The sequence below is a fragment of the Moraxella caprae DSM 19149 genome (assembly GCF_000426885.1).
In the GTDB taxonomy this organism is placed as follows: Bacteria; Pseudomonadota; Gammaproteobacteria; order Pseudomonadales; family Moraxellaceae; genus Moraxella; species Moraxella caprae.
Genome location: NZ_AUGF01000009.1, coordinates 1 through 19,264, shown reverse-complemented (window position 1 = coordinate 19,264; position 19,264 = coordinate 1). Strand labels below are relative to the sequence as shown.

Annotated in this window: 11 protein-coding genes, 1 other RNA gene and 1 pseudogene; 5 read left to right on the top strand and 8 right to left on the bottom strand. The window is 45.1% G+C overall.

Annotated elements, in window-relative coordinates; genetic code table 11:
• Positions 1-472 precede the first annotated feature (472 nt).
• Positions 473-1,573: an SMP-30/gluconolactonase/LRE family protein gene (locus tag K941_RS0103590; protein WP_029102529.1), complete on the top strand. Its 1,101-nt coding sequence runs from the start codon at positions 473-475 to the stop codon at positions 1,571-1,573.
• A 315-nt stretch (positions 1,574-1,888) separates the two neighbouring features.
• A pseudogene (locus tag K941_RS18025) lies at positions 1,889-2,743 on the top strand (alpha/beta hydrolase fold domain-containing protein).
• A 102-nt stretch (positions 2,744-2,845) separates the two neighbouring features.
• Here K941_RS18025 and K941_RS0103575 read toward each other — a convergent pair.
• Together K941_RS0103575 and K941_RS0103565 are read right to left on the bottom strand one after the other, a co-directional pair.
• Positions 2,846-4,837 (bottom strand): BCCT family transporter, encoded by a 1,992-nt coding sequence (locus tag K941_RS0103575; protein ID WP_029102526.1) that lies wholly within the window; start codon positions 4,835-4,837, stop codon positions 2,846-2,848.
• 374 nt (positions 4,838-5,211) lie between these two features.
• On the bottom strand, positions 5,212-5,814 hold the full coding sequence (locus tag K941_RS0103565; RefSeq protein WP_029102525.1) for a YqiA/YcfP family alpha/beta fold hydrolase: 603 nt from the start codon (positions 5,812-5,814) through the stop codon (positions 5,212-5,214).
• A 186-nt stretch (positions 5,815-6,000) separates the two neighbouring features.
• On the opposite strand from K941_RS0103565, the gene K941_RS0103555 reads away from it, so the two are divergent.
• A complete protein-coding gene (locus K941_RS0103555) occupies positions 6,001-6,252 on the top strand; it encodes a DUF1289 domain-containing protein (RefSeq protein WP_208854354.1) in 252 nt (83 codons plus the stop codon).
• 235 nt (positions 6,253-6,487) lie between these two features.
• Here K941_RS0103555 and K941_RS0103550 read toward each other — a convergent pair whose 3' ends face one another.
• Both K941_RS0103550 and K941_RS0103545 read right to left on the bottom strand, forming a co-directional pair.
• Positions 6,488-7,654, bottom strand: a complete 1,167-nt coding sequence (locus tag K941_RS0103550; protein WP_036387428.1) for a DUF1615 family protein — start codon at positions 7,652-7,654, stop codon at positions 6,488-6,490.
• 103 nt (positions 7,655-7,757) lie between these two features.
• Complete coding sequence (locus tag K941_RS0103545) at positions 7,758-8,693, bottom strand: acyl-CoA thioesterase (RefSeq protein ID WP_036387426.1); 936 nt, start codon at positions 8,691-8,693, stop codon at positions 7,758-7,760.
• A gap of 168 nt (positions 8,694-8,861) precedes the next feature.
• Here K941_RS0103545 and plsB point away from each other — a divergent pair, with 168 nt between their 5' ends.
• The gene (gene plsB, locus K941_RS0103540) at positions 8,862-11,492 is read left to right on the top strand and encodes a glycerol-3-phosphate 1-O-acyltransferase PlsB (protein ID WP_029102521.1); all 2,631 of its coding nucleotides are present in this window, start codon (positions 8,862-8,864) and stop codon (positions 11,490-11,492) included.
• A gap of 485 nt (positions 11,493-11,977) precedes the next feature.
• Here plsB and rnpB read toward each other — a convergent pair.
• Together rnpB and K941_RS14635 are read right to left on the bottom strand one after the other, a co-directional pair.
• An RNA gene (gene rnpB, locus K941_RS16340) (RNase P RNA component class A) lies at positions 11,978-12,328 on the bottom strand.
• A gap of 244 nt (positions 12,329-12,572) precedes the next feature.
• On the bottom strand, positions 12,573-13,751 hold the full coding sequence (locus tag K941_RS14635; RefSeq protein ID WP_051225850.1) for an RNA-guided endonuclease InsQ/TnpB family protein: 1,179 nt from the start codon (positions 13,749-13,751) through the stop codon (positions 12,573-12,575).
• A gap of 48 nt (positions 13,752-13,799) precedes the next feature.
• Here K941_RS14635 and tnpA point away from each other — a divergent pair, with 48 nt between their 5' ends.
• Positions 13,800-14,210: an IS200/IS605 family transposase gene (gene tnpA, locus K941_RS0103530; RefSeq protein WP_029102520.1), complete on the top strand. Its 411-nt coding sequence runs from the start codon at positions 13,800-13,802 to the stop codon at positions 14,208-14,210.
• A gap of 106 nt (positions 14,211-14,316) precedes the next feature.
• Here the strand turns inward: tnpA and K941_RS0103525 are convergent, their stop codons facing one another.
• The gene (locus K941_RS0103525; protein ID WP_051225849.1) at positions 14,317-15,321 is read right to left on the bottom strand and encodes a DUF7689 domain-containing protein; all 1,005 of its coding nucleotides are present in this window, start codon (positions 15,319-15,321) and stop codon (positions 14,317-14,319) included.
• A 453-nt stretch (positions 15,322-15,774) separates the two neighbouring features.
• The coding region (locus tag K941_RS17320) for an Ig-like domain-containing protein (protein WP_036387398.1) at positions 15,775-19,264 on the bottom strand (3,490 nt) is incomplete at its 5' end.

The window sequence follows — 19,264 nt, the reverse complement described above, 5'->3', positions numbered from 1 at the left end:
GTATATCAAAATTTGGTATTTGTGATTAAAAACTAGAAAAATCGCAGTTTTTTAAGAAAAAACGCAGGTTGTGAGTTTTCTACCAAGCAAGTTTTTGACGAGTAAAGCAAGATTTAGCCATTTTTGGCAAAAAAGCTATCACTTTAATTAAATAATCGGCATTGTTAAACAACAATACCAAAAAACGAATTATGATTCCAAATGTTACTTATGACCATAATGTTGGAACAATAACGGTATTTGAATTTATGGAACAATATGCAGGACACAATTTTTCAGTAAAATAATAAATCTTTAAAAAATAATACCGTTTAAATTTGATTAAAAAAATCAGTTAAACGGTAATTTTTTATTTTCGACCAACCAAAAGATAGGTTTCCAAAAACGAAAACTATCTTTCCAAAAACCGCCATTCCCTTACCAATTTTTAAATTTTATAATACGCTTATTCCATTTAACAAAAGAGAAAATTATGAAAAAATTCGCCAGCACCGCCCTTGCCCTAACCCTTGCCACTTTGGGCGTGGCGTGTACGCCAATCAACCACGCCATTAACGCTACGCCAAGCACCCAAACGGCAAACATCAGCACCGCCCAACAAGTCAATCAATTAAGCTATATTGAAAACCTAAAAAGCCCCGAAGATTTGGTGCAAATCCCCAATTCCAAATGGATTATCGCCAGTGGAATGACCCACCATAGCGGTTTGTATTTGATTGACAGCCAAAGCAAAGCGACCGCTCGCCTGATTGCCCCCAAAGCGACCGCCCCGTCTGCGGAGTTTCCACACAGCCAGCCACAACCGCACGCCGATGAAATGCAAATTCACGGTATCAGCATTCGTGCGATTGGCTCTGGCAAGTCACTTTTGTATGCGGTCAATCATAACGGTTTTGACAAAAACATCACCCGTGAAACCATTGAAATTTTTGAAGTAAATACAAGCACCGCCACGCCAACCATCACTTGGCTTGGCAATGTGCCAATGCCCAAAGACGACAAGGACAGATATTTGGCAGGTAACAGCGTGGTGTCAGGGGTGGATGGGGCGATTTATACCACTGTGATGATGCACCCAGAGCATAATTTAACAGAAATGATTGCAGGCAAAATCACAGGGGCGGTGTATCGCTGGACACCGACCACACAAAAATTTGAAAAATTGCAAGGCACGGAATTTAACGGCAATAACGGCATTGAACTCTCCCCTGACGGCAAATTTATCTATGTCGCCCATATGAAAAAGTTAAGCAAATTAACCAACACCAACCCTGCCAAAGAAGTCGCCACCAGCGAGCTGAATGATGGCGTATTTGACAATTTGCATTGGGCGGGCGATAAGCTGATTACCGCAGGATCTCGCACCCAAAATTGTGGCGAGACAATGACTTATGAGTGTTTAAAAGATTTTCACATTACCACCATTAACCCTGATAATTTGGCAATCACGCCCTTGTATCAAGGCAAATACACGCAGGATTTTAGTGGCGTTTCTACCGTGTTGCCTGTGGGTAAGACTTATTATTTGGGGTCGTTTTATCGCGATAAAATGGCGTATTTTAAAGGGAAGTGATTTTTTAAGAAAGCACCGTTTGAGAAATTCAAGCGGTGTTTTTCTTTAAAAAATTGTCCAATTATCTTTCCATTTTTAAAAATCAACTTTCCAAAAATCACCATTCCATTACCAATTTTTAAATTTTATAATACCCCTATTCCAACCAAACAAGAGAAGTTTATAAAAAACTTCAAAACCACCGCCATTGCCCTGACCTTTTCCGCTTTGGCATTGGCACTTTCTGCCTGCCAAACCACCACCCAAAGTGCCAACACCGCCATAGACCAAGCCATCAGAGCCAACAGCAAGGCAAGCACCCACCACACCAAGCAAATGGCAACTGCCAATAAACTCGATCACATCAGCCATGCCAATGTCGCTTATGACAACATCAACGAACGCCAAAAAATGGACATTTATTTGCCCAAAAATCATCGGGGTAATGCCCCTGTCGTGTTCTACCTTCACGGTGTCGGATTTATCACAGGCGACAAAATGGAAGTCATGGGCGGTTCGCACAAAAATGTGGAAGAAATGATAAAACGCCTGCTTGACAATGGTTATGCAGTGGTGTCGGTGGGCTATCGCTTTTTGCCCAATGCCCTGCTTAACGAAATCAGCAATGATGTAACAAAAGCCTTTGAATTTGTGCGTAAAAATGGCAAACAATACGGCTTGGACGGCAATCGCATTGCGGTAATGGGCGAAAGTGCGGGCGGACATTTGGTACAATGACTTGCCGTAACGCAGGGCAAACACATTAAGGCGAGCTTGCCCTATTATGGTTCTGCCGATTTTGTCAATATGACCGCCACCACCAATGCCCAGCCCCAATGCGAAGCGACGAATTGGGCAAATGTGACACAAGCCGACATTCCCCAAGATTTTGATTTGAGTGCCTATGCCGTTGGCGAAAAATACGGCTCGCCTGCCTTTATCAAAAAAACCACCGCATTAAGCCCCATTTATCGGGTTTCCAAAGACACGCCACCGACTTTGATGTTTTACGGCAACAATGATTGTGTGGTGGCTCACGAACAATCGGTTCGCTATTTGAAAAAATTGCAAGCATATCAAATTCCTAGCGAACTGGTTATCCTAGAAGGCGAAGGACACGCCACGCCCAAATTTTGGACAACACCCGCCTATCAAGACAAAGTGTTGGCGTTTTTAAAAACCTATTTGTGATGAATTGAAAGAGAAAGCACCCCAAAGCTTAGAGTGGCGAGCTTTGGGGTGGGGTTCAATTCTCACTTGGACGGCATTTTAAAAAGACTTTTAAATACCACCTTAACGCAAACTATGCAAAAAGTGCATATGGCGATGATATTGGCTTACAATGTCATTGATGACCCCTTCACTGCTCCACCCCATGATGTCATAGTCTTGTCCACCTTCGCCCAAATGCACTTCGGCACGGTAGTAGGTTTGGGTGTCGTCATCTGTGGCGTTGGTTGTGTCGTCATCGCTGTGGATAAAGTCAGGCTGGGCATGGCTTGACAGGCGTACCTTGTAGACAAAGTCAATCTCACTGCCGTGATTGGTTAGCAGTACCACACTGCCTGATTTTTCATTTAGCACTTTGGCGTCCACGCCCAAGCCCCGTAGCTCTTCTGCCACATCTTCGCACGCCTCTTTGACGGTGGTGTCAATAAAACGGCTCACCGCAGAGCGACTTGGGAAGTTCATGATGACGTACAGTCTTTCACGCCATACGCCACCGCCTTGGGCAGGTAGGGGTACGCTTAGGTTTTGTTGTAGGATTTCTTGCTTTTGGGCGTCCACGTTCAGAGCCTTTAATAGCCCATACATCGCAATCATCAGCACTGTTACAAAGGGTAAGGCACTGGCGATTGCCATGGTTTGCAACGCCCCAAGACCGCCTGCCAGTAGCAAAGCAATGGCAACCACGCCTGCCCCGATTGACCAAAACAGACGATAACGCACCCCACGACTGCCCTTACCATGCGAGCAAAGCATATCCATGACGAGTGCCCCAGAGTCGGCAGACGTGATAAAAAACACGATAATCATGGCAAGGGCAACATAGCTAAACAGCCCCGACATGGGTAACTGCTCCAAAAAGGCAAATAGCGACAGCGATACGTCTTTGTTGATAATCTCGCCGAGCATGGTGTTGCCTTGATTTAAAATCATGTCAATGGCGGAGTTGCCAAACACCGTCATCCACAAAAACGTAAAGCCCGCAGGGACAAACAGCACCCCAAACACAAACTCACGAATGGTACGCCCACGAGACACCCGAGCGATAAACAGACCGACAAACGGAGCCCAGCTAAGCCACCAACCCCAATACAAAATCGTCCAACCGCCAAACCAATCGGTCTTGTCATAGGCATATAAATTAAAGGTCAAGCCGACAATGTTTGAGATGTACGAGCCAACATTTTGCACATAGGCTTGAAGCAAAAACACCGTTGAACCGCCCAATAGTACAAACAGTAGCAAAACCACCGCTAAGCCTAGATTAAGCTCGGAGAGCATTTTTACGCCCTTATCTAGCCCCGACATTACCGAGACAGTCGCCAACGCACAGATGATGGCAATCAGCACCACTTGACTTGCCGTCCCCACAGGGATGAACGAGAACATATGATTCAGCCCTGTATTGACCTGCAACGCCCCATAACCTAGGGAAGTCGCCAAACCAAACAGCGTCCCCACCACCGCAAACACGTCCACCGCATGACCGATAGGACCATAAATCTTGTCGCCGATAAGCGGATATAATGCCGAACGCAGGGTCAGTGGCAGGTTATGCCGATACGCAAAAAATGCCAAAATCAGAGCCACCACCGCATACACTGCCCAAGCATGCAAGCCCCAATGAAAAAAGGTGAGTCGCATGGCTTGACGAGCAGCGTCCACCGTGCTACCGTCCCCATGTGGCGGATTTAAAAAGTGCATGACAGGTTCTGCCACGCCAAAGAACATCAGCCCAATGCCCATACCTGCCGAAAACAACATGGCAAACCACGAAAAATTACTATAATCAGGGCGAGAATGGTCAGGACCAAGCTTGATGTTACCGAGTTTGGATAAGCCCAAATACACGCTAAACAGCAAAATAATCGCCACCGTCAGCACATAGTACCAACTGGCATTATCCACAATCGCTGATTGCACCGCCTTAAAAGTCTTGTCGGCAAGCTCAGGCAATAAAATGGCAAACAAACTGATAAAGGCAATCAGCCCTGCCGATGTCAAGAACACAGGCGGATTTAGCCCATGCTTGTGTTTTTTGGGTACAGGCGTACTCATATCACACTCCTTATTGTCAATGGTAGTGCAATAAAATATGGATAAACGCCTAAATGACTTAATTAAAAACGATTGATAAACACACCAATCCTATTCATATTTGATTGCACCAATAGGGTTAATTTTGAGCAACATTTGCACAAATTTGTTAATATTCAAAGGATTGTAACACAGTTTGGTCAAAAAATAAAATTTGGTTGGGGTTTTGTAGGCTTTTTATGGTGTCAATAAACATCTTTAAAAAGTGTGTTGGTATAGTTAGGTATTGTCAAGGGAAGGATGGCAAATGTGCATCAAAAACATACATGACAAGCCTGCCAAGCAGTTTGTAATTTAGGCAGGCTGCAAATACAAGAACTCCTGTTGCGAGCGGTTTATTTAGATTGGTGTGCTTGTACCCACCCCACAACACGCCCCACCTGCTCTTTATAATCACTTATTTTATGATCGCCCCCGTCTTGGGCGACAACGTCCGCCCCACAACTTTCAAAAAATGCTTGGGTGGCATAAGCATCCAGTAGTTCATCACCCATTTTTAATAACACTTTGATTTTTTGGGGATTTTTGGCGGTCAAACGGTGCTTTTCAAACCACGCCAAATCGCCATAGCGAATCTGCCAGCCCCCTGTCGTGGTGTAGATGATGGTATCGTCCGTGAGCGTTTGCCCGTCAAAATTATCCGTTAAAAATCGGGTAAAGCTGACATCAGGGCGTATGCTTGGATTTAGCAGTACCGCAGGCGTGCCTGTCATGTCGGACAACAATGTAGCAAAATACCCACCCAAAGACGAACCGACAAGCACGGCATTGGGGTTTTCTTTGATTAAATTCAATAGCTTAGCCACTACGTCATCAGGCGGACAGTTCAAATCAGGGCGTAGGGTGTCTATACCAAGCTCTTTGGCGTGGTTGGCGGTGATGACGGCTTTGGTGGCGTTGGGGTCGGAGTCTAGTCCGTGTAGGTAGATGATGGTCATGGTTGCTGTGGGTTGTCAAATGGGTGTTATAAGAGTATCGCAAAATGGTGCGATGGGCGATTATCTGATAAATAAATCAAACGCCATTGTATCAATTTTTATCAATTTTCGCTATAATTAACGCCCCCTGCCTGACATTTGCCCTTTTTATTAACCACACCGCCTGCCATGCAAAACGAACTTTTTATGATAGACAACCCCTGCATTGGCGTGTGTGCCATGAACAAAAAAGGCTACTGCGTGGGCTGTTTTAGAAATCGCACCGAACGCCAAACATGGCACATCATCAGCGATGGCGAGCGAGCAAAAATTTTAAAAAACCTTAGCAGACGACGTCGCAACATCAACACCCTGCTCCGCCACAAACACCGCCAAACGCCGATGAATTATGAGTTTGATTTTTATGGGCAGTTTGAGCAGTTAAGTTTTGATTTTTAAATCAGTGATTTTTAAATCAGTATCGCCCCTGTGGTTTTTATTTACACTCTACAAAATGAAAAAGTGCCACGGTTTTTCGTTCGTGGTGAGCTAAGTCGAACCATGACGGAAAATAGCTCAGGGCGAGCAGTTTCCGTGGTAAATTCAATTTTGTTAGCTGCACCTTTCTTATTTGTCTTTTTGCCTTTCTCATTTATCATGACAAATAAAGAGTAGGCACGCCCTATTTATCCATTTATTTGCCCAGCTTATTTGCCAACGTCATACACGTCTCATAGCGTCTATTGACATTGGTGGCGTACCAGTTGGTGTTCTTGTCCTGTTTCATCTTTGTACTGCTAATCACGACCTGTGGCATGATGGCATAGGTGGGGTCTTTTTTATATTTGGCTTTAAACAACTCGCTAACCCCTTGATACGTGGCGGTTTGCTCAAAACTTGCTTTTTTCTCTTTTTTCAAATCACTTCTGATTTGGGCGGGGGTGAGCGGTGTTTTAGCGGTGGCGAGCAGGTTGATGAGTGCCGTCTCGGTTTGTGATTTGGCACTACTCACCGTGCCATTGGCATATAACAGCAAATCGCCATCAATGTCAAGGCTGATTCCTGTTAGGCTTGCCACACGTTTTTGAAAAGCGGAATTTCGACTTGAATACACGCCCGAATTATAATCAGCAAAGCGATACAACGGCTTATCATAGTCCGCCTGATACATCATTAAGCGATGAATGCCGTAGTACAGACCGCCATACTGCCCATACATGTCAGCACGCAGGGTGCGGTCGTTCATGTTGGCTCGGCGGTGGCGTTTGGCGTAGTTGACATGCACCTGCATGGAGCCTAAGGTGGTGATGGGGTTTAGGCGTTCATCAAGGCTCTCGCCTGTGAGCTTGGTGAGATTGTTCACGCCACTGACTTTATAGGTGCTGGCAAAGTAGTCAAACATCTGTTGGTACAGCTCGTCCAGCTCTTTTTCGGTTTTTACCTTTTTGATTTGGCTCTCAAAGCTGTCATCCTTGGTTGGGCGAGTGGCGAGCATGGTGCGAAACACGCCAGCGAGCTGTTTCCCCAGTTTGTCTTCTAGCTTATCATCGATGGCACGCAAGGACGCTTGCCCAAGATTGGCAACGGCAGGATTGGCGTGAAAGTTGGACTCTTGGTCGATGACCGCAACCACGGTGCAGATGTTCTCTTTGTCCTTATGCAGTTTTAGCTCGTCAAATATCGCCCCAATGTCGCCTGCCCAACTTGCCTTGTCCTGTGAGCGGTTGGGTAGCACTTTGGCAATCTCATCATTTGACAAGATGGGCGTGTCGGGCGTCTCTTGGGTGCAGGCAGTCAGCAGGATGGCACCGCCAAACAGAGCGATATATAAGCACAGATTTTTTAACAGTGGATTTTTCATAAAGTGATAAAAAAACAATGACAAGCCAAAAAAACGGCTTATTGTAGCAAAATAATGCCCCAATAAGCCTTGCCCGACATTAATGCCATGTGTGATTTTTGTATCACGAACTGCCGGTCACATGCTCACCGCCAACCAGTCGCATAAGCCCTTCTTGTTGGGTGGTGGCGACAAGCCTGCCATCTTGCCAAAACTGCCCGTGGTTTAGCCCCTTGGCGTGACTGGTCGTGTCGCTCCACATGTCATACAGCAACCAGTCGCTGACATCAAAGGGGCGATGAAAATGCATGCTGTGGTCAATGCTCGCCACCTGTAAACCCTTGGTCATAAAGCTAAGTCCGTGCGACATCAGCCCCGTACCCACCAAATAAAAGTCGGACGCAAAGGCAAGCAGAGCCTGATGAATAGCGACAGGCTGGTCTTGTAGTCCATTGATACGAAGCCAGTTGGCTTGGCGGGGTCGCATGGGCTGTGGATGAATGGGGTCTCGGGGCGTGACAGGGCGTATCTCGACATGGCGTTTACGCAGGTAGCGGGCTTTTAGGGCGTCGGGGATTTTGCCGACATGAGCATCTTTTAGCTCCTGCTCACTTTGTAAGGTGTCAGGGTGCGGATATCTGGGCATGCTCTCTTGGTAGTCCAGTCCGCCTTCCATGGGTGAGAATGACGCGATCATGCTAAAAATGACCTGCTCGGTCGTGCCAAGCGTGGGGTCATCAGGGTTGTTTGGCACGTTTTGCACCGCCACGACTTGCCGAGCTGATAGGCTTCTGCCATCACGCAGACGGCGAACTTGGTAGATGACTGGCAGGCGGATGTCGCCCCCACGCAAAAAATAGCCGTGAAAACTGTGACAAGGCTTGTCTATCTGGAGCGTCTTTGCCCCCGCCATCATCGCTTGGGCAAGCACCTGCCCACCGAACACCCTTGCCCCCACATAGTCAAAACTCGGTGCTGAGAACACATCGGGGGTTATCTCGGTTAAGGTCAAAGTCGTCATCAAGTCACGAATCAAACTATCATCAGGCGTATTTGGCATAATCATTCCACACATCTAAATGGCTAAGGGCAAACAGTGCTATCTGTATTGACAAATGTCATCAAACCACACCGTTTCTGGTAGGCGTACAAGTATAACAAAATTTTTGTCCATTTCTAGTTAAAAATGTTAAAATACTAAGATTATTGTCAAATCATGGCACGCATTATGTTAAAACTTCCGAATATCTCTCAGATTTTTTCTAAAAAACCAAATAACACCCCAAAACCCACCCACCAAAACCAACAAGAAGCCCCCAAAAGAGCAGAAAACAAACCATCGGTCTATCGTAACTTATCAGGCAAAGGCTTATCTTTGGCGGTTAAGGCACAAATCTTGGGCGAAGTGCCAGAGCTTGATGATGATATTCCCACCTTTTATGTGCTACGAGAATATTCACGTTCCAACAGTCTGCTCGTGAACGTCAAAACCCAAGAGCTAAATTTACCATCTGCCCTTGCCAGTACCAGCGTTGGCAGTCTTAATGAGAGTGCCTCGGTCATCTTTTTAAAGCACCGTCACGGCTCAGAGAACATTCCATCGCCACGCTTAGAGCGACTCATCAAAGCATGTATCGATGACCCCACATTGCGTGTGCGACTCATCCCCGTGACCATCCTATGGGGACGAGCCCCAAGCAAAGAAGACAGCCTGTTTCGCCTGCTCATGGCGGACGAATGGAATAGTCCCAGCATTCCCAAACAGCTCTTTAATATCGGGGTCATGGGACGTGATACGGCAGTGCAGTTTGCTCAGCCCAAGGATTTACAAAAGCTTATCCAAGACAGCAAGGACGACCATGCTGACAATGTAGACCTTAGTACATCGCACTTGGCAAACCATATCAGCCAACGCCTAAAAGGCTATTTGGACAAACAACGCACCAGCATCATCGGGCCTGACCTATCTGACAAACGCAACGTGACAGGGCAAATCTTATCATCGCCCATCGTCCAAGAAGCCATAGAAAAAGAAGCCATCCGCACAGGCAAAACCATCGCCCAAATCAAAAAAGAAGCCAGCGGTTATGTGGGTGAGATAACAAGCGATTATTCACACTCTGTCGTGCGTTTTTTTGACCACTTTTTGACATGGCTGTGGGAGCGACTCTATGATGGCGTGGAAGTGCGTCATTTTGAGCGGGTGCGTAAGCTTGCCCCCGACCACCAAATCATCTATGTACCATGCCATCGCAGTCATATGGACTACCTGCTCTTATCTTATGTCATCTACAAACGGGGCTTACGCATCCCTTACATCGCCGCAGGAGATAACCTAAACATCCCTGTACTGGGCGAGATATTGCGTAGTGGCGGAGCGTTCTTTATGAGACGTAGCTTTAAGGGCAACGCCTTGTACAGCACGGTATTTAAAGAATACTTACACACACTCATGCAACGGGCTGTCCCCATTGAATACTTCATCGAAGGCGGTCGCTCTCGCTCGGGGCGTCTGCTGCCGCCCAAGCTCGGCATGCTTGCCATGACCGTGGGCAGTTATCTGCGTGACCCTGCCAAACCCGTGGTCTTTATCCCGACTTATATCAGTTATGAGCGGATTATGGAAGGGGCGACTTATGTGGGTGAACTCAAAGGCAAACCCAAAGAAAGCGAAAACCTGCTTAGTCTCATCAAGACCGCCCAAAAGATTGAACGGGTATTTGGCACGGTGCATCTGTCCTTTGGCGAACCGCTACACCTGACCCAATTTTTGGATAAATTTAACATCAAAACTGGCAAAGACACCCTAGCGTTAAGCCCTGATGAACAAGCGGACAACGACAAGCAAACCCACGCCATGATTACCAACATCGGCGTCAAAATCATGCAAAACATCAACAAATCAGCAGTCGTCAATCCTGTCTCCCTGCTGGCACTCGTACTACTGTCTACCCCCAAATCTGCCCTTGATGAAGCCCAAGCGATAGAACAAATCGCCCTATATCAGCGTATCGCCCAAGCCCTGCCCTATGACAGCGACACCTTTGTCACTGACATGAATCCCAAAGACATCTTGGCGTATGGCTTGCAGTTAGAACTCATCGAACGCACGCCCCACGTGCTAGGCGACATGATAAAAGTGGCGGACAAACAAGCTCCCTTGCTTAGCTACTTTAAAAACAACATCCTGCACGTCTTTATCCTAGCCAGTTTTATCGCTTCACTGGTGCAACGCAATGGACGCATGTACCGTGATAAGCTAGAAAACATCAGCGAGCTTTTGTATCCCTTTTTACAAACCGAGCTGTTTTTAAAACACCCGCAACGTAGCATCAAAGACACCATTGGCGAGATTTTGGACGTACTTATCAAAGAAAATCTGGTTGTCGAATGGGACGGCGTACTCATCAGTGCCCCCGAGACCAACTCGCCTGCCTACCAACAGCTCATCGTGCTTGCCGACCCTGCCCAGCAGAGTTTGGAACGCTACTTTATGGCTTTGACCTTATTGTCCGAACAAGGTACACACCGCCTAAATACCGAACAAGTCGTCAATCTGTGCTACTTCCTAGGGCAAAGGGTGTCCGTGCTGTATGCCGATGATTTGCCTGACATGTTTGATAAGGCGTTATTTACAAGCTTCTTAGATACACTCGTACGCATGGGTTATGTGCAGATTGAGCCTGAGACGGACATGATTGATTTTGATGAACGCATTGACAAAATCGCCGAACACGCCAAATACGTCCTAAATCCCGACATGATTGAGCTACTGCGTCACACCGCTCGCCTAAATGACGATGAGATTGACAGCGTCATGAATGAGATGAATAAAAAGCGTAAATTTGGACGTAAATAGCTGATTTATTAGTTTAAAACACAGATAAAGAACTTTAAAATTACCACAAATTTATAATATGTGGGCGTAGAGACGTGCTCAGCACGTCCGATAAAATCATTACATCATCAAGGGCGTGGAAAGCACGCTCCTACAAAGCCTGTGGCAAATATCAAATTCGTTAGATATACGTTAAAATGCGTTGAATATTTTTTGGATAAATACATGGGGCAAATGGTAATTTGTCCCGTAAAAGACACACCCATTTAAAACGTGTCTCCCAGACACGCCCAAACCCATTTTAAGGAAAATCCCCATGGACATGAACGCCCTACCCACCATCGACCCATAGTATTATATTTTAAACATAAACTTGGAATATTATAGCTTAAAAGTAGATAAATAGTTAAAAATTATAAAGGTGTTTTTTTGATAAACATCAAAGACAAAAAAGCCCACCGATACAGCAAGTGAGCTTTTTGTTAAGACCAAGTCAAGATTAAAAAATAGAAGGCAAACCGATAAGCCGAATTCTGTCGTGAACGGTCATTCATCTAGGCGTATCATCGCTAATACGCTCAAGCAACCTACCCGTGTTCTAGGCGGGCAACCCATTGAACACCTATTTGGTCTTGCTACGAGTGGAGTTTACCTTGCCACGCACTGTTACCAGCCGTGCGGTGGGCTCTTACCCCACCGTTTCACCCTTACCGACATCACAAAATGATATTGGCGGTCTATTCTCTGTTGCACTTGTCGTAGGCTTTCGCCTCCCAGCTGTTAGCTGGCACTCTGCCCTGTGTAGTTCGGACTTTCCTCTCGTGGCATTTGCCACCAGCGACCGTTTGGTTTGCCAGTGTGTATTGTAACACATATTTTGATAAACACAAAAACAAAAGCGTTAAGATTATCAAGGTGGCGGCGATAATCTTAACGCTTGCTATTTGACCTTTGGGGTCAGTTTCCTACGATTTATTCCATTAACACAGCGTACTATCCATATCGTTGTCCATAACGCTATCCGTCTGCTGTGGATGTATTATGCACGATTGTAATTGACAAGACAACTGGCTAAAATCGTCAATGCGTGTAAGTATATGCTTACAATTTTTTAAAAGTCTGTATTTTAAAAAACCGCACCTTTAAAAATATAAGCCATTGACTTCCTCCCCTCCCTAGTGGGGGGATTCCTACTGCTAGACGGTCAAGCCCGACCGCAAGAATGTTCTTACTGGCGTTGATATCTCTATCATGCCATGTGCCACACTTCGCACAAGTCCATTCTCTTATTCGCAAACCTGCTCTACCTTTCGGACTGTTGCTGTCGATTTGACCGCAACACGAACAAGTTTGGGTAGTGTATCGTTCATTCACGATTTCAAAACGACAACCTGCGTTCTTACATTTGTAGGTCAGTTGTCGTTTGAGTTCAAACCAGCTAGCATCGTAAACCGATTTGGCTAGTTTGCCTTTTTTGCTGTTAAATTGGGTGGTTTTAACGTCACCAACCACAATTAGGACGTTGTCTTTGACTAATTGGGTGGTGAATTTATGAATTAGGTCTTGGCGTGTGTTTTTAATTTTGGCATGGATTGCCTTGACACGCTGTTTGTTTTTGGCACGTTGGGCTGTGGCTAACGCTTTGGCATATTTAAGCGTTTGCTTGATTTGTAGCTTGTCACCGTTTGAGGTAGTGGCATTGTCTTTTAAGCCTAAATCAATACCGACGCTACCAGTTCCGCAAGCAGTCTTAGGGTATTCTTTGACGGTAATACACGCATACCAACGGTTACGGCTGTCTTGCACAATCTCAAGGGTGTTAATTTGGTATAGCGACAGGTTGTAGCTGTCCCATAGGTCAATGATTAGCTTTTGCCCTTTAGCTAAACTAAGCTGTAAGGTTGATTTTAATCCTTTTTTGCCTGTTTGGTGGGTAGCGATGTGTTTAATGGCAGATTGTTTAAAAGGTAGCCAACCTAACGATTTTCGTTTAGACTTTGGGTTATTTGTACGCCAGTTAAGTTTTGCTTTTTTAAATTGCTTTCGGCTTTTGGCGTGGGTTTCATTAATCGCTTGAATAGTTTGACTATGCAAGCCTAACAGCTCACCGCTACCTTTGGTGTATTCGTTTAGGTCGTAAGCACTAAAGAATTTGCCAGTCTTTTGCAGATGCTTGTAACTCAAGTCATTGACGTAATTCCACACGAAATTGACCGAACCGCTTAGGTGGTTTAGTTGGTCTGTGTGTTTATCTCGTATGCGTAGCTTGAGTGTTTTCATAGGTTTAAGTATAATTGGATTTTTATATTTTACAGTTGGTCTAATTATATGTCAAATGATTTAAGACGTGGTAGGCATGTTGTTTACAATCTTCATGTGCATTTGGTCTTTGTGGCTAAATACCGCAGAAAAGTATTCACTAAAGAGATTTTAGACGATATGCAGGTTATCTTTGAGGAAGTCTGTACGAAGTTTGAGGCACAATTAGTTGAGTTTGACGGTGAATGCGACCATGTGCATTTATTAGTGGTTTATCCGCCTAAAGTGGCTATTTCTAGTTTGGTAAATAGCTTGAAAGGCGTGTCTAGTCGGTTATTGCGTAAAAAAGAATATCCGTCCATCAAAGGGCAGTTATGGGGTGGTGCGTTGTGGTCGCCTAGCTATTTTGCAGGTAGTTGTGGTGGTGCTCCAATTGAGATTATCCGCCAGTACATTGAACAGCAGAATACACCACATTAAACAACTTTCTGTGCGTAAGCATGGTTACGGAGTTGCCTTATATCCACCGCCTGAAGTCGGTGGATATAAGGCCAACGGAGGATAAAAAACTTATTATTATCGACACCTATAAAAAAGTGGTGATATATTTTTTTGCACTTAAAAGTGCACGCGAAACCTCACCTTCTATGACATTAAAATCATCGCCATAGCCTGCTTTTAGGCGCGGATTTTTTTGCAACTCATCATATAATACGATGCCAAAAATATTTTCTGGCGATACCATGCGCGACACCACCAAAGGCAATATCGCCTCGCCCATCTCAGCACCCAAATCAATGAGCATCTGGTATTCGCCGATACGGCGGCGCGTGTAGGGATTAGAATCGATGGCGTAGGCACCATCAAACCATTTTTGTTGCCAGCGTGTATACAAATGATCAAATGTTTGCTGCATACGCAACGGCAATTTTTTCACCGCTTGATTGATTTTTTGATATTCATTAAGCGATAATGGTTGCCTAGAGGATAATAGCTTTTGGCGCGTGGCAAGAAGTTTTTGCGTAGCGGTGGCATCTTTTTTATAATAGGCGATAATCTTGCCATATTGCTCGCCTACCAAATCATCTTTGCCATGTCGCATACGGATATATAGACCCAATTTTGATTCCCACAAAGGCGCGTGCGACACAATAGAACCATGCGTGGCGGATACATGACCACTTGGCGTCGTCTGCCCCCACAGTGCAATATCGGCAGTGGCGTCAGTGGCACGCGTGATGCCGTGTTTTTGGTAAAACGCATCAAAATCCGCCACCGATGTATCACCACCCACCTGCCCCAGTGGCCACACCCAATCATCGGTGATGCCCAAAGTCCACGAGATGCAATTGTAACACTGCGTGGAAAAACTGGTCTCGCGTGCGGTATCTACATTTAGATTGGGAAAAAAGGATTTATACACAATCCTGGCACCCTTATCTAAAGGCTTATCATAGCTTGGAATTTGATTGCATTTAGGATAAGGGTCGCCAGGAATGGGGCTTAATGAAAAACGAAAACCACCAAAACCAGCACCCCATGCGCTGGCACTAGCCACCCCTACTAATGTTAAAAAATTGCGTCTTTTCATCAAAACACCTTTGTTGTTGCACTGCTTGACATACCCACCGCCAAACCTAGCGATTATGGATGGAAAAATCTTTGCAACCCATACATAGGTTGCTACCTTTTACTAATACGCTTATGCTGATAAATAGTATACCAAAGCCTTTTGCACAGTAGCAAGCCCTGCTATATCAGCTCACACCTTTTTGCATATCATTGCTTGCAATTGTATCACAATCATGCTCTGTATGAAAGCTAGAATATGTCTAAATTCTCACAGACAATAGCAAATTATCTCATGTGTGATGATGATGTGAGCAAGTTTTACCACCAGCAAGCAAGCGATTTATTTTTTAAACATGATTAGCATAGCAATTGTTTTTATAGGTAAGTAGGGCAACAAATTACCCAACCTAATCGTTCAATATTAAAAAATACGCCAATCGCTTGGCGCATTTTTTTTGGTTAATCACAACAACTACAACACCGTGATATCGCGGTCAATGTAGATTTTGGTTGCACTACCATCATAAGTCCATAAATCATAAATCTGACCATCACCCTTATGACCTACCTCTGCATTGGTAGTTTTGACCCATGATTTGCCATTATCAGTCTGAACATCGCCAGTTTCTAGCAGACTACCCAAGGTAACCTGATCACCAATGTCGCCACGAATGTACAATGTATCTTTACCACTATAAGCGTCAAAATTCGCCTTGGTAACATTCTGCAAGGTATTAGCGGTGCTGTTGGTTAGGTCAATGATGTCCGAGCCTGACTTAGCAACCAGTTTGGCAAGGTGCGTAAAGTCTACATCTTTGGCAGTGGTGGTATAGACAGAATCCAAATCTTGCTTGGCCTCAGTGGTATAAATACCATTCAATTCAATTTGAATTTTAGAATCACCCTGCTTAAAGCCGACTTTAAGTACCTCATCTTTACTGATGGCATTAAATCCTTCTTTGTCATAGGTAAAGGTATAGCTACCATTGGTCTCACCTTTAAACACACCGATGACAGAGTCGCCTTTTAGCACCTGAAATTCATTTTGCTTGTTAGGCACAGGATTGGTCGTCAATCCATTATTTAACGTAAGATCGGGAGTCCAATTACCAGTCGCATTATCCACCTTGCCTGTGATAGGCGCTGGTGTGGTCGCATCGCCTGCAATTATGCTTGTATTATCGACCTTGGTGATTTGGAAGCTCACGCTTAACTCATTTGTCAAGTTTTCGCCTGCACCTACCAAGTGCAAGTCATTGATGTCTTGCGTTGGACTAGCTTCAAGCTCTTTGACGACTGCATCATATCGCTTTTTGGCTGCTTTGTTATTTGCATCAGCTGGGTGCTTTTTAATCTCTGCCAAGAACAGATCGCGTTGAGTTTTTTGGTTGGCAGCAATCGTTTCACTGCCTTTTGCTAAACCAATATCCTTTAACTCAATCTTATAAGTCTCGCCATCAATTGTGAATGTACCGGGAGTTGGCGACTCCTGAAAGGCAATATAGTCCATGTCAGTACGCTCTGCTCCCCCCAAGTCCCACACATAGATTTTGCCAAAATCCACCTTGACAGGCCCAGTCGCTTCTCTGCCATTGATGGTTACTTTGGCATTAAATTCTGCCTGCGCTTCCACCAAACCACTACCGCTACCATTGACATAGGTAAAGCGTGCCACCTGAATCGGCACCTCCAGACCATTACCAACAACCTCAGCCGCTTGTTTTTCTAGCTTAATGCTAAGTGTTTCTCTTTTGCCAGATTTGATGCCCCAGTTAATCTCATTTTCGGTATATTTATAGCTAGGACCGCCTTTTCTACCTCCATACTCAATTAATTTGCCTTGATTTGGTTTTGACGGATCAAGAAACTTCACAGAGATATCACTAAATTTGACATCGTTAATTTTGACCTGATCTTTGACCACTGTGGTGGATGCAGCCGCCTTTAAAGCATCTTCACTGACCGCAGGTTGCACCTGTCTGGTTGAGAAGCTATACATATTATCAAACCCACGATTGGCACGATCGGCAAATCTCGAGGTGTTGCCTGCATCATCTGTCAACAGATTGCCTGCAAAACCAAATTGATAATCTGCATTGTTTTCCCAGTTGTCTTTGGGAGTGATGACGATGACCTTGCCTTTGCCATCGGCAGTCGCATTCTCGACTGTGCTACCCACCTTGATATCAAATCTATCTGCACCCAAGATTTCATCTGGTTTTTTCGTATTTTGCAGACGGAAATCTTGCAAATCAGCAACAAAGACATCTTCACTTGCGGTCATCACGATAGGTTTTTTGTTGGCGTTCGCCACATTGATGACCTCATTATCCTTGATGCCTTTTGCCTCACCTGTGCCATTATTGACACCATCCACACCATTGATAGCAAGTTTGGGCGCAATTGTATCCACCGTAACATTGATAGTTCTGGTGGTCGTGTTGCCCGCCTTATCGGTTACTTCAAGGGTGAGATTATTGACCTGATTGGCATCAAGATTTTGACCTGCGGTAATGCTGTTGGTCGTGCCATTGCTTACCACCTCGGCAAGTTTTTGCGTACCTTTTTTCAATACAATGGTGGCGCCTTCTTCAATTGTGCCAATATCAAAAGTCGGCTTTTGCTGCGATGTGGTGGTCGCTGCCTGCTTGGCCTGACCTGTACCTGTGTTACTATCATTACTGAGTGCAAGCGTAGCAGTTGGCGCTCGGGTATCCACTGTCACCGTCAATGTTTCGCTTGGCTCACTTGTCAAGCCGTCTTTGGTTACCTTGGTGTAGATGTCAAATTGTTTTTCTACATTTCGCTGTGTGGTCAAGGGTTTTGTGATTGTGATTTCATTAGCACTTACATCACTTGTGTTACCAAGCTCTATCTCTTGACCATTTACTTTGGTATACAAAGTAACTGTCTCACCGTCTTGTGGTGGCGTAATCTCGAAAGCTAGGTTTGTGCCTTCTTGTGTGATGTTATCACCTCTAGTGCCTGTATCAGACGCCTCGTCTAAGGATGGGCGATTTGGTTTGGCAGGTGCAACAGGATCCCCACCTACAGCAGCAGTTGCACTCGTAACACCATTAGTCTCACTGGGGTTACCCGCTTTATCAGAAGCACTAACCGTTACTTGTGTACCGTCCTTGACTTCGCTGTTGGCTAGTGTCAAGGTTTTTACATCCTCCAGTGTAAAACCTTGGGTATTGTCTGGTAGGCTCCAATTTTTACCATCACTGGTTACGGTAACAGTCTTGGTGGTATCTGTACCTACAGGGGTGTACTCAATGGTTGCTGTAGCAGCATTGTCTGGCGATGGTAAGGCGATATTCATATTACCTGTATCAGCAGCTGATACAGAGATGATCGGTGCTGTGGTGTCAATGATTACTGTGTCTTGTGCGTTATTTGCCTGCTCATTGATACCCCCTGCCGCATTTTTGGCAATGGTTGCCACAGCAGTGAGCGTTTTGCCATTGGCTGGCAAAGCTACATCAAGAGTGTGCGTACCTTTTTGTGCCTCATCGGCGGTCAAGGTGTGACTAGCAAGTTCGACTTGGGTGTCAGCACTTTTGAGCGTGATGATATCACCCTGTTTGGCATTTTCAAAGCTTACAGTTACTTTGGCTTTACCATTCAAGCCTTGATTTTCAGCAATGTTGATATAGCCGTCGTTGTTTGTGTCAGAATCGATATTGACTTTGGTGACGTTGGCAGTTGGTTTGTCAGGTGCGGTGGTATCCACAGTAGATTTTTTCTCACCTTGTGCTGACTCATTACCTGCAGTGTCTACCACTTTAGCGGTTACTGTCACTTCACCATCTTTTACCGTTGGTACTTCTTTGGTGATGTAACCTTGGTCGATGTCACCTTGTTTTAACGTAACCTCTTCTTGCTTACCATTGATGGTTACAACAACCTTGTCACCAGCTTTGGTGTTTTCTGGGATGGTGATGGCTACACTGACTTTA